Genomic DNA, 15,601 nt, shown 5'->3' with positions numbered 1-15,601 from the left:
ATAATCAAACAACGACAGCCTAAGAGGCATACCCATGAATTTTCAGCAATTGCGGTTCGTGCGCGAAGCGGTGCGGCAGAACATGAACCTGACGGAAGTGGCGAACGTGCTGTACACGTCGCAGTCGGGCGTGTCGAAGCAGATCAAGGATCTCGAGGATGAGCTGGGCGTCGACATCTTCATCCGGCGCGGCAAGCGGCTGACGGGGCTCACGGAACCCGGCAAGGCCGTGCACCAGCTGATCGAGCGGATGCTGCTCGACGCCGAGAACCTGCGCCGCGTCGCGCGCCAGTTCGCCGACCAGGACAGCGGCCACCTCGTCGTCGCGACGACGCACACGCAGGCGCGCTACGCGCTGCCGAAGGTGATCCGGCAGTTCACCGATGTGTTCCCGAAGGTGCATCTCGCGCTGCGCCAGGGCAGCCCGCAGCAGATCGCGCAGATGATCCTGAACGGCGAGGCCGATCTCGGCATCTCGACCGAGGCGCTCGACCGCTATCCGGACATCGTCACGTTCCCGTGCTATTCGTGGCACCACACGGTCGTCGTGCCGAAGGGCCATCCGCTCGTCGGCCGCGAGAACCTGACGCTCGAGGAAATCGCCGAGTACCCGATCATCACGTACGACCAGGACTTCACGGGCCGCTCGCACATCGATCAGGCGTTCACGCAGGCGGGTGCGGTACCCGACGTCGTGCTGACCGCGATCGACGCGGACGTGATCAAGACCTATGTCGAACTCGGGATGGGGATCGGCGTCGTCGCGGCGATGGCCTACGATCCGCAGCGCGACACGGGGCTCGTCGCGCTCGATACGCAGCACCTGTTCGAGGCGAGTACGACGCGGGTCGGGCTGCGCAAGGGCGCGTTCCTGCGCGCGTATGCGTACCGGCTGATCGAGATGTTCGCGCCGCACCTGAACGAAGCGGAAATCGCAGGGCTGTTGCGCGAAGCCGTTTGACGACAGTGCGCCATCCGCGCCATTGCCGCGGATGGCGCGATGTACGCGTACGGGATGGCCTGTATTGGGCGGCGGCAGGCGATCCGCCACCGCCCTGGTTGTTCGACTCACCGAAGCATCGACCGCAATCGCGGTTTCCAGTCTCATTCTTCGCCGCACGCGGCGAACGACACGTATTTGCTTGCCAGCGCAACGACAAGCACAACACGGCACGCTTGAACGCCACGTTTCCGTTTGGCCATTCGCCATACCGGACGACCCGTTTCCCCGCAGATGTGATTCAATGCGCGTGAATGCCGGCTGACGGGCGTTGAGGCGGCCCTTTGGCCACCATCCTGACCGCAGGCCCGCATCGGCGGCACAATGCGTTACGCCGGAACGAAGTGCGGGGCGCGTTATCGACAGCCATTTCGCAATTGCTAAACAACGCTCGCGGATTGCCGGTTCCGCCCCACACGGCGACATGTCGTACAGCACGCAACACGCGTGACGAAGAGGTAAACAATGAATCTGAAGTGGTTTCTCTTTTCCTTCGAAGGTCGCATCGGGCGCTTGCCGTGGTGGATCTACGCGGTCGTTTCCACGGTGCTCAGCGCGATTTTCGATGCGGGCTCCCGCGGCATGCCGGACGACGATCTGCCGCTGCTGGCGATGCTGGCGCTCGCCGCTATCGCGGTCGTCGCGGTGTGGTCGTCGATTGCGGTCGGCGTGAAGCGGCTGCACGACATCGACAAGTCGGGATGGTGGATGCTGCTGCTGTTCGTGCCGATCGTCGGCGCGCTCGCGTTGTTCGTGATGAACGGTTTCATCGCCGGCACGCCGCGTGCGAATCGATTCGGCGAGCTGCCGTCGGCCGATGAAGACGAGCCGGCGCCGCGGAACCCGGCGTGATGCGCGCTCCGAATAAACCCTTAATTATTGTTCAGACAGGTTGCGCGCCGACGCGAATCGGTACAGCATAGCCTTCACTCCGCCGGCGTCCCGCCGGCGGCGGCGCGTAAACGACAGCACGCGTCAGGCAGTCGGCCGTCTGCCTCGCTTCCATTCCGTGGTACCGACAGCAGCATCGATGGCCATTGTCCGGGTAGTGTGGCGCAAACGTTTGCTCACATTAAAACAACAGTCAAACAATAGTCCGGCCCTTCGGGCCAGTCGCCAGGAGATGTGTATGAATGTCCTCTTTCGCCGTCGCTTCCTGACCGCCGCGCTCGCCGCCGTCGCGGTCGCTGCCGCACCGGCCGTCCACGCGCAATCCACGGCCAAGCCGAAGGTCGCGCTCGTGATGAAGTCGCTCGCCAACGAGTTCTTCCTGACGATGGAAACGGGCGCGAAGGAATACCAGAAACACAATGCAAGCCAGTTCGACCTGATCACCAACGGCATCAAGGACGAGACCGACACAGCGAACCAGATCCGCATCGTCGAGCAGATGATCGTGTCGAAGGTCGATGCTATCGTGCTCGCGCCGGCCGACTCGAAGGCGCTCGTGCCGGTCGTGAAGAAGGCGGTGGACGCGGGCATCATTGTCGTCAACATCGACAACCGGCTCGATCCCGACGTGCTGAAGTCGAAGAACCTCAACGTGCCGTTCGTCGGCCCCGACAACCGCAAGGGCGCGCGCAAGATCGGCGACTACCTCGCGAAGAAGCTGAAGGCGGGCGACCAGGTCGGCATCGTCGAAGGCGTGTCGACGACGACCAACGCGCAGCAGCGCACGGCCGGCTTCCAGGACGCGATGAAGGCGGGCGGGATGAAGGTCGTGTCGGTGCAGTCCGGCGAATGGGAGATCGACAAGGGCAATGCGGTGGCTGCCGCGATGCTCAACGAATACCCGAACCTGAAGGCGCTGCTGTGCGGCAACGACAACATGGCGATCGGCGCCGTGTCGGCCGTGCGCGCGGCCGGCAAGCAGGGCAAGGTGCTCGTGGTCGGCTACGACAACATCAACGCGATCAAGCCGATGCTGAAGGACGGCCGCGTGCTCGCGACCGCCGATCAGTACGCGGCGAAGCAGGCCGTGTTCGGCATCGACACGGCGCTCAAGGCGATCGCCGAGCATCGCAAGCAGGCCGACATGTCGGGTGTGATCGAGACGCCGGTGGATCTCGTGACGAAGTGACGCGGCCCCGATGCGGCCGCCGCCCTCAAGAATTCGGCGCGGCGGCCGTTATCCGGAGTGAGCGCGATCACGGCCACTGCATGCACATGCACTTGTGAGCGTCACACCCGCGCGCCGCGTGCGCGCGGCCGCAACCAGGATCGCGATGGACCCGACTTTCCAACCCTCCCGCGCAGCTATTCCCGTGCTGTCCGTATCCGGCATCGGCAAGACCTATGCCGAACCCGTGCTCGCCGACGTCACGCTGACGCTCGAGCCGGGTCACGCGCTTGCGTTGACGGGCGAGAACGGCGCCGGCAAGAGCACGCTGTCGAAGATCATCGGCGGTCTCGTCGAGCCGACCGCCGGCACGATGCTGCTCGGCGGCCAGCCGTATGCGCCGGCGAGCCGCACGCAGGCCGAAGCGCTCGGCGTGCGCATGGTGATGCAGGAGCTGAACCTGCTGCCGACACTGACGGTCGCCGAAAACCTGTTCCTGAACCGCTTGCCGCGGCGCTTCGGGATCATCGATCGCGCGCGGCTGCGCGACGATGCGCGGGCCGCGATGGCGCAGGTCGGGCTCGACACGGTCGATCCCGATACGCCGGTGGGCGCGCTCGGCATCGGCCATCAGCAGATGGTCGAGATCGCGCGCAACCTGATCGGCGATTGCCGCGTGCTGATTCTCGACGAACCGACCGCGATGCTGACCGCGCGCGAAGTCGAGCTGCTGTTCGAGCAGATCGACCGGCTGAAGGCGCGCGGCGTCGCGATCATCTACATCTCGCACCGGCTCGAGGAACTTGCACGCGTTGCCGAGCGCGTCGCGGTGCTGCGCGACGGCCGGCTCGTCCACGCGGGCGACATGGCGGCGACAACGTCCGACGGGCTCGTCACGCTGATGGTCGGGCGCGAGATTGGCGAGCACATCGACCTTGGCGAGCGCCATATCGGCGCACCGCGGCTCGTCGTGTCGGGCCTCAGCCGCGGGACGGCGGTGCGCGACGTGTCGCTCGAGGTGCGCGCGGGCGAGATCTTCGGCATCTCGGGGCTGATCGGCGCGGGGCGTACCGAGCTGCTGCGGCTGATCTACGGCGCGGATGCGCCGGACGCGGGGACGATCGCGATCGGCCAGCCGCCGAAGCCGGTGCGGATCGGTTCGCCCGTCGAGGCGGTGAAGCAAGGCATCGCGTTGATCACCGAGGATCGCAAGGGCGAAGGGCTGCTGCTGACGCAGTCGATCACCGCGAACGTGTCGCTCGGCCAGCTCGACCGGCTCGCGCGCGGCGGGATCGTCGACGGCGCGCGCGAAACGGCGCTCGCCGAGCAGCAGATCGACGCGCTGCGGATCCGTACGCACGGCGCGGCGCAGGCGGTCGGCGAGCTGTCGGGCGGCAACCAGCAGAAGGTCGTGATCGGCCGCTGGCTCGCGCGCGACATGGGCGTGCTGCTGTTCGACGAGCCGACGCGCGGGATCGACGTCGGCGCGAAGTTCGAGATCTACACTTTGATGGGCGCGCTCGCGCGCGAAGGCCGCGCGCTCGTCGTCGTGTCGAGCGACCTGCGCGAGCTGATGCTGATCTGCGACCGGATCGGCGTGATGTCGGCCGGCCGCATGACCGCCGTGTTCGAGCGCGGCAACTGGACCCAGGATACGCTGCTGGCCGCGGCGTTCGCCGGCTTCGGCCGCGAGACGCCGCCGGGCGGCGCACGGCATCCGGATGCGGGGCAGGCGCCAGGCGCCGCTCCTGGCACTTCGACGACAGGACCACAGCAATGACCCAGCCTCCCGTAACCCCGACCGACGCAGGCGCGCAGCAGGACGTGACGGGGCGCCGCGCGCGCACGCTGTCCGGCACGCGGTTCGGCCTGTCGAACTATCTCGGGCTCGCCGGCGCGCTCGCCGCGATGATCGTGCTGTTTTCGACGTTGAGCTCGCATTTCCTGACCTACGATACGTTCAGCACGATCGCGAACCAGATTCCCGATCTCGTCGTGATGTCGGTCGGGATGACCTTCGTGCTGATCATCGCCGGGATCGACCTGTCGGTCGGCTCGGTGCTCGCGCTCGCCGCGTCGATGGTCAGCGTCGCCGCGCTGAAATGGCAGTGGGGGCCGCTGCCGGCCGCGCTGATCGGCATCGCGGTCGCGACCGTCACGGGCGCGCTGACGGGCGCGGTCACGGTCGGCTGGCGGATCCCGTCGTTCATCGTGTCGCTCGGTGTGCTGGAGGCCGCGCGCGGCGTCGCATACCAGCTGACGAATTCGCGTACGGCCTATATCGGCGACGCGTTCGATTTCCTGTCGAACCCGATCGCGCTCGGCATCTCGCCGGCGTTCCTGATCGCGGTCGCGGTGATGATCGCGGCCCAGTTCGTGCTGACGCGCACCGTGTTCGGACGCTATCTCGTCGGGATCGGCACGAACGAAGAAGCCGTCCGACTTGCGGGGGTTAACCCGAGGCCGTATAAAATTCTCGTATTCGCATTGATGGGCGCACTCGCAGGGCTTGCGTCGCTGTTCCAGATTTCGCGCCTCGAGGCGGCCGACCCGAACGCGGGCGTCGGCCTCGAACTGCAGGTGATTGCCGCCGTCGTGATCGGCGGCACGAGCCTGATGGGCGGGCGCGGCTCGGTGATCAGCACGTTCTTTGGCGTGTTGATCATCTCCGTGCTGGCTGCGGGGCTGGCGCAGATCGGCGCGAACGAGCCGACGAAACGGATCATCACCGGCGCGGTGATCGTGGTGGCGGTCGTGCTCGATACGTATCGCAGCCGGCGCACGCGCGTGCGGTAGATAGACAGACAGAACAGACCAGAGAGAAACGGGAAATGGCGACGATCAAGGATGTGGCAGCCATGGCGGGCGTGTCGTTTACGACCGTCTCGCACGTGGTGAACAATTCGCGGCCGGTGTCCGCGGATGTGCGTGCGAAGGTCGAGGGCGCGATCCGCGAGCTGAATTACGTGCCGTCGGCCGTGGCGCGCTCGCTGAAGGCACGCTCGACGGCGACCATCGGCCTCGTCGTGCCGAACAGCACGAATCCGTACTTCGCGGAGCTTGCGCGCGGCATCGAGGACCAGTGCGCGGCCAATGGCTATTGCGTGTTCTTCTGCAACTCGGACGACGATCCCGTGAAGCAGCGCAACTACCTGCGCGTGCTGCAGGAAAAGCGCATCGACGGGCTGATCGTCGCATCGGCCGGCGAGGACGCGGTGCTCGCGCAGACGCTCGCGGACATCCATGCGCCGCTCGTCGTCGTCGACCGCAACATCGAGGGGCTTGCGGCCGACCTCGTGCAGATCGACCACGAGCGCGGCGCGTACCTGGCGACGCGCCACCTGCTCGAGCTCGGGCACGCGAAGATCGGCTGCATCACGGGGCCGACCGACACGGCGGTCAGCGCAATGCGCGTGCACGGCTTCATCCGTGCGATGGCCGAGCGCGGTGTCGACATCGTGCCGGGCGCGATCGCGGAAAGCGACTTCTCGTGCCTCGGCGGCTATCACGCGGCGTCGCGGCTGTTCGAATCGGTGCGGCCGAGCGCGATCTTCGCGGGCAACGACCTGATGGGCGTCGGCGCGCTGCGCGCGGCGGCCGAGCGCGGCATGCGCGTGCCCGACGACTGTTCGATCATCGGGTTCGACGACATCGAATTCTCCCGCTACACGTATCCGGCGCTGTCGACGGTCGGCCAGTCGGTGCGCGCGCTCGGCGAAATGGCCGCGCAGACGCTGATCGAGCGGATCGGTGGCGGTTCGACCGCCGTGCCGAGCCGCCGCCGCGTCGTGTCGCCGCGCCTCGTGCTGCGCGAATCGACGGCGGTCTACCGCGAGCCGCCGGCCTCCGGCGGGCGCGCATGACGGCGCCCGCAGCAGGCACCGGCCGCGTGACGGTAGTCGGCAGTCTCAACATGGATCTCGTCGTGCGCGCGCCGCGTCTGCCGTTGCCGGGCGAAACGCTCGCCGGTCACGCGTTCGCGCAGGCGGCGGGCGGCAAGGGCGGCAACCAGGCCGTCGCCGCCGCGCGGCTCGGCGCGCAGGTCGCGATGATCGGCTGCGTCGGCGCGGATGCGCACGGCGCGGCACTGCGCGCGGGCCTCGAAGCCGAGGGGATCGACTGCGCGGGGCTCGCGACGAGCGCGTCGGCGTCGACCGGCGTCGCATTGATCGTCGTCGACGATGCGAGCCAGAACGCGATCGTGATCGTCGCAGGAGGCAACGGCGAGGTCACGACCGAAACGGTCGCACGGCACGAGGCTGCGCTGGCGTCGTCCGACGTGCTGATCTGCCAGCTCGAGACGCCGCCGGACGCGGTGTTCGCAGCGCTGTCGGCCGGCCGTCGGCTCGGCCGCACGGTGGTGCTCAATCCTGCCCCGGCCGTCGCACCGTTGCCGGATGGCTGGCTGCCGCTCGTCGATTACCTGATCCCGAACGAGGTCGAGGCGGCCGCGCTGACCGCGCTGCCGGTGGGCGACCCGGCCGAGGCGGAAGCCGCCGCGCGCGTGCTGCAGGCAGGCGGCGCGCGCAACGTGCTGGTCACGCTGGGCGCGCGCGGCGTGCTTGCGCTGACGGCCGATGGCGCCGCGCGCCATTATCCGGCGCCGGCCGTGCAGGCCGTCGACACGACGGCGGCCGGAGATACCTTCATCGGCGGCTTTTCCGCGCGGCTCGCGGCCGGCGCGGACGTCGACACGGCCATCCGCTTCGCGCAACGCGCGGCGGCACTGTCGGTCACGCGAGCGGGCGCGCAGCCGTCGATTCCAACGCTTGCCGAACTGGCCGGATAGGGCCTGATCACGCATCGCGGCCGGCTCGTCGCCAACGACGGCCGGTCGTGTCTTAGCGACGCCCGCCGACAGCGGAGGGCTTTCCATCGTCTTGCTTTCAGCGCACGCCAAATTACGCATTATTCATTTAGCTATTTGTAATAAACAGATGAATAATTCGAAAAAATAGCGCAAAAACCATCAAGTTGTGCGGTGCACGGTCGTAAATGCATCAGGTGAAGCAATGCTTCGAAGCGACGGGCCCGTCCCGTCCATCACGACGCAACACAGGAAGGATGATGGTGTTCAAAAACCTGACGATTCGTGCGCGCATCGGTTTCACGATGGCGTTTCTGGCGGTGCTCCTGGGGGTGATCGGCGGGCTCGGCGTGTACGGTATGGCACGCGCGAACGATACGACGCGCGAAATTTTCACGAACCAGATGCCGAGCGCGGTCGATGTATCGGTGGCCGAGATCTTCTCCGCGCGCGAACGCCTGGCGCTCGACCGGGCGGCGCTCCTGGCCGGCACGCCCGATGCGGCGGACGCCGTCGCGCGAAGCCGCGCGATGCGTACGCAGTCCGACGCGTGGTGGCAGAAGTACCTCGCGTTGCCGCGCGGCCCGGAGGAAGACCGGCTCGCCCAGGACGTCGCCGCGAAGCGGCTGGCCTTGCAACGCGTGTGCGACGCGTTCGCGAGCGTTGTCGGCGCGAATCAGGCCGACCAGATCGGCAACGGCGCGAAGCAGCTCCAGGCGAGCTATAGCGACCTGTCGACGGCGAGCGAGGCGCTGCGCAACTTCCAGTTCACCGATGCGCAAGCCGGCTTCGACCACGCGGAATCGACGAACGACACGCTGCGCGTGCTGGCGATCGCCGCGCTGGTGGCCGGCCTTGCCGCCGCGGTAGTGTCGTGGCTGACGCTGAGCCGCGCGATCGGCCGCCCGATTGCCGATGCGCTCGCGCATTTCGACGCGATTGCCGCCGGCGACCTGCGCCGGCCGATCGTCGTGGACCGCCATGACGAGATGGGCCAGCTTCTCGAGGGCCTCGGCAGGATGCAGCGCGGGCTCGTCGACACGGTGCGCACCGTGCGCGGCGGCAGCGAGTCGATCGCGACCGCGGCGCGCCAGATTGCGGCCGGCAACATCGACCTGTCGTCGCGCACCGAGGAACAGGCCGCGGCGCTGCAGGAAACCGCGTCGAGCATGGAACAGCTGACCGGCACCGTGAAACAGAATGCGGACAATGCGCGCCAGGCGAGTTCGCTGGCCGCGAATGCGTCGGAGATTGCAAACAAGGGCAATACGGTGGTCGGCCAGGTGGTCGGCACGATGGGCGAGATCAACGACAGCTCGGCGAAGATCGCGGACATCATCGCGATCATTGAGGGAATCGCATTCCAGACCAACATTCTTGCGCTGAATGCAGCAGTCGAAGCCGCGCGGGCCGGCGAGGAAGGCCGCGGTTTCGCGGTCGTCGCGGGCGAGGTGCGCAGCCTGGCACAGCGTTCGTCGACCGCGGCCAAGGAGATCAAGGTGCTGATCGACGCGTCGGTGGAGCGCATCCGGTCGGGTTCCACGCTGGTCGACGAAGCAGGGCGCACGATGAGCGACGTGATCGGTGCGGTGCAGCGCGTGACGGACATCATGGGCGAGATCGCGGCGGCGTCCGAGGAGCAGAGCGGCGGGATCGACCAGGTGGCACGCGCGGTCGCGCAGATGGACGAGGTCACGCAGCAGAACGCGGCGCTCGTCGAGGAAGCCGCGGCCGCCGCGCAATCGCTCGACGAACAGGCCGGACGCCTGCGCGAAACGGCAGCGGTGTTCCAGCTCGACGACGACACGTCACGCTCCGGCGGCACGACTCCGGTTGCGGTGCGTCACGCGCCGCGTGCGCCCTCCGCAGCGGTTGCCGTGCCTGTCCAGGCTGCTGCGCGCGACGATCGCGATGCAGCGCCGAAACGCGCGGCCGCAACGGCGCCGGTGCGCAAGCCCGCCGCTGCTTCGGCGGCGCCGGCGCAGACTGCCGCTACCGCCGACGCGGACGACTGGGAAACCTTCTGATTCGCGCTTGCCGCGCATCTATCCCCATTTGGTGACGAACAACGCCCGCGATACGCGGGCGTTGTTGTTTCTGCGGCGGAAAAATGTGACAGGCGACATGCATGAATGGCGATCGTGCATCGTCGCGTGCATCGCGTGACCTGCATCGACGGATGCGTGCATGGATGCAGGTGAAGTTCCCGCATCCGTCGTACGGGTATTTCCGTAAGGGCACTGCGAAAAAAATTTGTAACGGCGCGCGCAACGTGTCGTCGAAAACGATCGCTCGAACGTATAGGGATGAAGGGGGGAAGTGACGACGTCGGATGTGTCCAACACACAAGACGTTCCGTCGTTCGACGAGACGCGATGGATGCAGTTTCTGCGGCTCGGGAGATCGATTGTAAAACGACGAAATGTGTTGTCCAAGCGGTGTTGTCGAGAATGACGCACTTCATACGAAGAGTTCGTGAAAAAAAATAAGAAAGGGTTTAGGATGAATTCGAACGCGCTTGCTTCTGCGCAGTCGTACGAAGGCAGGCACGTCTTCAGACTCAGGCGAGGGAGGTAGCATGGATATTTACAGCAGCTTCGCGAACCGCTTCGAAAAAACGCGAGAGGAAGAGCTCTCGCTTGAGGAGTATCTCGCGCTCTGCAAGAACGATCCATCCGCGTACGCGACGGCTGGTGAACGCATGCTGGCAGCAATCGGGGAACCTGAACACATCGATACCCGCAACGACCCGCGCCTGTCGCGGATCTTTGCGAACAAGGTCATCAAGGTCTATCCCGCATTCCGTGAGTTCTACGGAATGGAGGAGGTGATCGAGCAGGTGGTCGCCTATTTCCGCCACGCTGCGCAAGGGCTCGAAGAGAAGAAGCAGATCCTCTATCTGCTTGGCCCGGTGGGCGGCGGCAAGTCGTCGATCGCCGAGCGTCTGAAGCAACTGATGGAGCGCGTGCCGTTCTATTCGCTGAAGGGCTCGCCCGTCAACGAATCGCCGCTCGGGCTGTTCGACTACGACGAAGACGGCCCGATCCTCGAAGAACAGTACGGCATTCCGCGCCGCTACCTGAAGAACATCCTGAGTCCGTGGGCCGTCAAGCGGCTGCACGAATACAACGGCGACATCCGCCAGTTCCGCGTGGTGCGCCGCTATCCGTCGATCCTGCGGCAGGTCGGCATCGCAAAGACGGAGCCGGGTGACGAGAACAACCAGGACATCTCGTCGCTGGTCGGCAAGGTCGACATCCGCAAGCTCGAACAGTACGCGCAGGACGACGCCGACGCGTACAGCTACTCGGGTGGCCTGTGCCTGGCGAACCAGGGCCTGCTCGAGTTCGTCGAAATGTTCAAGGCGCCGATCAAGGTGTTGCACCCGCTGCTCACCGCCACGCAGGAAGGCAACTTCAAGGGCACCGAGGGCTTCGGCGCGATTCCGTTCGACGGGATCATCCTCGCGCACTCGAACGAGTCGGAGTGGAAGGCGTTCCGCAACAACCGCAACAACGAGGCACTGCTCGACCGGATCTTCGTCGTGAAGGTGCCGTACTGCCTGCGCGTATCGGAAGAGACCAAGATCTACGAGAAGCTGATCCGCAACTCGTCGCTGGCCGAGGCCGTCTGCGCGCCGGGCACGCTGAAGATGATGTCGCAGTTCTCGGTGCTGTCGCGCCTGCACGAGCCGGAGAATTCGAGCCTGTTCTCGAAGATGCAGGTGTATGACGGCGAAAACCTCAAGGACACCGATCCGAAGGCGAAGTCGTACCAGGAATACCGCGACTACGCGGGCGTGGACGAAGGGATGACGGGCGTGTCGACACGCTTCGCGTTCAAGATCCTGTCGCGCGTGTTCAACTTCGATTCGAGCGAGGTGGCAGCCAACCCCGTGCACCTGATGTACGTGCTCGAACAGCAGATCGAACGCGAGCAGTTCCCGCCGGAAACCGAGCAGAAGTACCTGTCCTTCGTGAAGGACGTGCTCGCGTCGCGCTACGCGGAATTCATCGGCAAGGAGATCCAGACGGCCTACCTCGAGTCGTATTCGGAGTACGGCCAGAACATCTTCGACCGCTACGTCACGTATGCGGACTTCTGGATCCAGGACCAGGAATTCCGCGATCACGACACGGGCGAGAGCTTCGACCGCGCCGCGCTGAACGCGGAGCTGGAGAAGATCGAGAAGCCGGCCGGCATCAGTAATCCGAAGGATTACCGCAACGAGATCGTGAACTTCGTGTTGCGTGCGCGGGCGGCGAATGCCGGGAAGAACCCCGTGTGGACGAGCTACGAGAAGTTGCGCGTCGTGATCGAGAAGAAGATGTTCTCGAACACCGAGGAACTGTTGCCGGTGATTTCATTCAACGCAAAGGGTTCGGCGGAGGAACAGCGCAAGCATGAGGACTTTGTGAACCGGATGGTCGCGAAGGGCTATACGCCGAAGCAGGTGAGGCTGCTTTGCGACTGGTACCTGCGCGTGCGCAAGTCGTCATGACGCGCGCGGTACCGCGCCCGTACGGCGTCGCCGTACGGGTGTTTTCTGAGACGCCGCCTGCATGACGGGATACGGCATGTGCGGCGAGCGTCCCGGCGTATCGACTTTCGAGCGGGAGACCGGGAGTGCTTCATCAAATCATCGACCGCAGGCTGGCCGGCAAGAACAAGAGTATCGCCAACCGCGAACGCTTTCTGCGTCGCGTCAAGAACTACATTCGTCGTGCCGTGTCCGACGCGGTGCGCGATCGTAGCATCAAGGATATCCAGAGCACGCAGAGCATCACGATCCCGCGCAAGGACATCGCGGAGCCGAATTTTCGGCACGGCCCTGGCGGGCGTCGTGAATACGTGCACCCCGGCAACGAGGACTACGTGCGCGGCGACAAGATCCCGCGTCCGCAGGGCGGCTCGGGCGGGGGAGGCAGTCAGGCGAGCAACGAGGGCGAAGGGCAGGACGACTTCGTGTTCGAGTTGTCGCGTGACGAGTTCATGCAGTATTTCTTCGACGATCTCGAACTGCCGCGCCTCGTGAAGACGCACCTGCTGACGGTACCGAGCTGGAAGAACGTGCGCGCGGGCTGGTCGGCGGAAGGCACGCCGAACAACATCGATGTCGTGCGTTCGCTGCGCAGCGCGCTCGGGCGTCGCATCGCGCTCGGCTCGCCGCTCGTCAACGAGCTGCGCGAACTCGAGGCGCAGCTCGAGGCGATGAAGATCGATCCGGAAGACCGGCGCGCGGAGATCGCGGTGCTCGAGGCCGAGATCCATCACCTGAAGGGGCGCATCTGGCGGATTCCGTTCATCGATCCGTTCGACCTGCGCTACATCAATCGCGTGAAGCAGCCGCAACCGTCGAGCCAGGCCGTGATGTTCTGCCTGATGGACGTTTCAGGCTCGATGGACGAGCAGCGCAAGGACCTGTCGAAGCGCTTCTTCATCCTCCTTTACCTGTTCCTCAAGCGGAACTACGAGCGCATCGAGGTCGTGTTCATCCGTCACCACACGCGCGCCGAGGAAGTCGACGAAGACACCTTCTTCCATTCGACCGAGAGCGGCGGCACGGTGGTGTCGAGCGCGCTCGAGCTGATGCGCAAGGTGATGAACGAGCGCTACTCGCCGACCGAGTGGAACATCTACGGCGCGCAGGCGTCCGACGGCGACAACTGGACCGACGATTCGCCCAAGTGTCGCAAAATCCTGGAAGAGGATATCCTCACGAAGACGCGTTACTTCGCGTATATCCAGGTCGCGCCGGAAGAGCAGAACCTGTGGCTGGAATACGCGCAACTGGCCTTGTCGCAGCAGCATCTCGCGATGAAAAAAGTGGAATCGGCTGCCGACATCTACCCGGTGTTTCGCGAATTGTTCGAAAAGCAGGTGGAAATGTCATGACGACCCGCCATCTGCACAACGAGTCGCGCGGCTATGCGCCGCGCCCTTCCGGCGACGACCCGGCCGGCTCTGCCGCATCGCAGCAACGCGGGCAGGCCGAACCGCCGCCGGCCGCCGACTTGCCCGGTTCAGGGCAAAAGGAAGCGCGTATGAACGTTGCCGAACGCAAGCCGCTGCCGTGCCCGTCCGACTGGACATTCGAACTGCTCGAGGAATACGACACGCACATCTCGCAGGTCGCCGAACAATACGAGCTCGACATCTACCCGATCCAGCTCGAACTGATCAGCGCCGAGCAAATGATGGATGCGTATGCGTCGGTCGGGATGCCCGTCAACTACCGTCACTGGTCGTTCGGCAAGCACTTCCTGTCGACCGAGAAGAGCTACCGTCGCGGCCAGATGGGGCTCGCGTACGAAATCGTCATCAACTCGAACCCGTGCATCGCGTACCTGATGGAAGAGAACACGATGACGATGCAGGCGCTCGTCATCGCGCACGCGGCGTACGGGCACAACTCGTTCTTCAAGGGCAACTACCTGTTCCGGCTGTGGACCGACGCACACGCGATCATCGACTATCTCGTGTACGCGAAGAACTACGTCGCGGAATGCGAGGAGCGCTACGGCCTCGACCGCGTCGAGGAACTGCTCGATTCGTGCCATGCGCTGATGAACTACGGCGTCGACCGCTACAAGCGGCCGCAGAAGCCTTCGCTGTCGAAGGAAGCTGCGCTGCGGCGCGAGCGCGAGGCGTACCTGCAGTCGCAGGTGAACGAACTGTGGCGCACGCTGCCGGGCAAGAAGCCCGAGCTGATGGAAGAGCAGGAAGGCCGTTATCCGCCCGAGCCGCAGGAAAACCTGCTGTATTTCGCGGAGAAGAACGCGCCGCTGCTCGAACCGTGGGAGCGGGAAGTGATCCGCATCGTGCGCAAGATCGGCCAGTATTTCTACCCGCAGCGGCAGACGCAGGTGATGAACGAAGGCTGGGCGACGTTCTGGCACTACACGCTGCTGAACACGCTGTACAACCAGGGGAAGCTGGAAGACCGCTTCATGATGGAGTTCCTGCATTCGCACAGCAACGTGGTCTACCAGCCGCCCGTCACGAAGCCGTACTACAGCGGGATCAACCCGTATGCGCTCGGCTTCTCGATGATGAGCGACATCCGGCGGATCTGCGAAGCGCCGACGGAAGAAGACTACAAGTGGTTTCCGGAGATCGCGGGCACCCCGTGGCTGCCGGCGATGCACTACGCGATGCGCAACTTCAAGGACGAGAGCTTCATCGCGCAATATCTGTCGCCGAGCCTGATCCGCGACATGCGGCTCTTCTCGGTGCTCGACGACGACATGCGCGATTCGCTGGAGGTGTCGGCGATCCACGACGATTCGGGCTACCAGTACGTACGGCAGGCGCTGTCGAGGCAGTACGACATCCATCACCGCGAGCCGAACATCCAGGTGTGGGCGGTGAACACGCGCGGCGACCGCAGTCTCACGCTGCGCCACTTCATGACCGACAACCGCCACCTGTCGAACGACAGCGACGAAGTGCTCAAGCACATGGCGCGGCTCTGGCAGTTCGACGTGTTCCTGGAAAGCGTCGACGAGGCCGGCACGGTGCGCAAGCGCTACGAATGCCGCTACGTGCCGCCGGAGGTGCGGATCTGAACACCGCCTGCGGAAAGTTTGCATCGGACGCCAGCCCGCGGGCTGGCGTTTTCATATGACGAACGCATGGCAGGAGAAAAATTTTCTACATCGGGACGAACCCGGAGAGCCTGTTACTTTACATTTCGCTAAAATCCCGTAGCGCCGTGCGCCGGAACCGGTGCCAC

11 protein-coding genes are annotated in these 15,601 nt (G+C 65.1%); all 11 read left to right on the top strand.

Annotated features, from left to right (window positions below):
- The first annotated feature begins 34 nt into the window (after nucleotides 1-34).
- The 11 genes from BCO18175_RS07025 (at nucleotide 35) to BCO18175_RS06975 (ending at nucleotide 15,434) form a co-directional block, all read left to right on the top strand.
- Nucleotides 35-961, top strand: coding sequence for a CysB family HTH-type transcriptional regulator (locus BCO18175_RS07025; RefSeq protein ID WP_006484201.1), 927 nt, complete (start codon nucleotides 35-37; stop codon nucleotides 959-961).
- 504 nt (nucleotides 962-1,465) lie between these two features.
- Complete coding sequence (locus tag BCO18175_RS07020; protein WP_174980023.1) at nucleotides 1,466-1,852, top strand: DUF805 domain-containing protein; 387 nt, start codon at nucleotides 1,466-1,468, stop codon at nucleotides 1,850-1,852.
- A 277-nt stretch (nucleotides 1,853-2,129) separates the two neighbouring features.
- On the top strand, nucleotides 2,130-3,080 hold the full coding sequence (locus BCO18175_RS07015) for a sugar ABC transporter substrate-binding protein (RefSeq protein WP_174980022.1): 951 nt from the start codon (nucleotides 2,130-2,132) through the stop codon (nucleotides 3,078-3,080).
- Nucleotides 3,081-3,225: 145 nt separating this feature from the next.
- Nucleotides 3,226-4,839: a sugar ABC transporter ATP-binding protein gene (locus BCO18175_RS07010; RefSeq protein ID WP_174980021.1), complete on the top strand. Its 1,614-nt coding sequence runs from the start codon at nucleotides 3,226-3,228 to the stop codon at nucleotides 4,837-4,839.
- Nucleotides 4,836-5,855 (top strand): ABC transporter permease, encoded by a 1,020-nt coding sequence (locus BCO18175_RS07005; protein WP_174980020.1) that lies wholly within the window; start codon nucleotides 4,836-4,838, stop codon nucleotides 5,853-5,855. The genes BCO18175_RS07010 and BCO18175_RS07005 overlap by 4 nt, the downstream gene beginning before the upstream one ends.
- A 35-nt stretch (nucleotides 5,856-5,890) precedes the next feature.
- The gene (locus BCO18175_RS07000; protein ID WP_174912368.1) at nucleotides 5,891-6,922 is read left to right on the top strand and encodes a LacI family DNA-binding transcriptional regulator; all 1,032 of its coding nucleotides are present in this window, start codon (nucleotides 5,891-5,893) and stop codon (nucleotides 6,920-6,922) included.
- Nucleotides 6,919-7,848, top strand: coding sequence for a ribokinase (gene rbsK, locus BCO18175_RS06995; RefSeq protein ID WP_174980019.1), 930 nt, complete (start codon nucleotides 6,919-6,921; stop codon nucleotides 7,846-7,848). Before BCO18175_RS07000 ends, rbsK begins: the two co-directional genes overlap by 4 nt.
- Before the next feature lie 278 nt (nucleotides 7,849-8,126).
- The gene (locus BCO18175_RS06990) at nucleotides 8,127-9,893 is read left to right on the top strand and encodes a methyl-accepting chemotaxis protein (RefSeq protein WP_174980018.1); all 1,767 of its coding nucleotides are present in this window, start codon (nucleotides 8,127-8,129) and stop codon (nucleotides 9,891-9,893) included.
- A gap of 551 nt (nucleotides 9,894-10,444) precedes the next feature.
- Nucleotides 10,445-12,367 carry a PrkA family serine protein kinase gene (locus BCO18175_RS06985; RefSeq protein ID WP_166964227.1) on the top strand — a complete coding sequence of 641 codons (1,923 nt, stop codon included), beginning with the start codon at nucleotides 10,445-10,447 and terminating at the stop codon, nucleotides 12,365-12,367.
- A gap of 125 nt (nucleotides 12,368-12,492) precedes the next feature.
- Entirely contained in the window at nucleotides 12,493-13,761 is a 1,269-nt protein-coding gene (locus BCO18175_RS06980) for a YeaH/YhbH family protein (RefSeq protein ID WP_174980017.1), read from the top strand.
- A complete protein-coding gene (locus tag BCO18175_RS06975; protein WP_174980016.1) occupies nucleotides 13,758-15,434 on the top strand; it encodes a SpoVR family protein in 1,677 nt (558 codons plus the stop codon). Before BCO18175_RS06980 ends, BCO18175_RS06975 begins: the two co-directional genes overlap by 4 nt.
- Nucleotides 15,435-15,601 lie beyond the last annotated feature (167 nt).

This window comes from Burkholderia lata (assembly GCF_902499335.1).
GTDB lineage: Bacteria > Pseudomonadota > Gammaproteobacteria > Burkholderiales > Burkholderiaceae > Burkholderia > Burkholderia lata_B.
The sequence above is the reverse complement of the archived record's forward strand: the minus strand, read 5'-3'. Positions and strand labels throughout refer to the sequence as shown.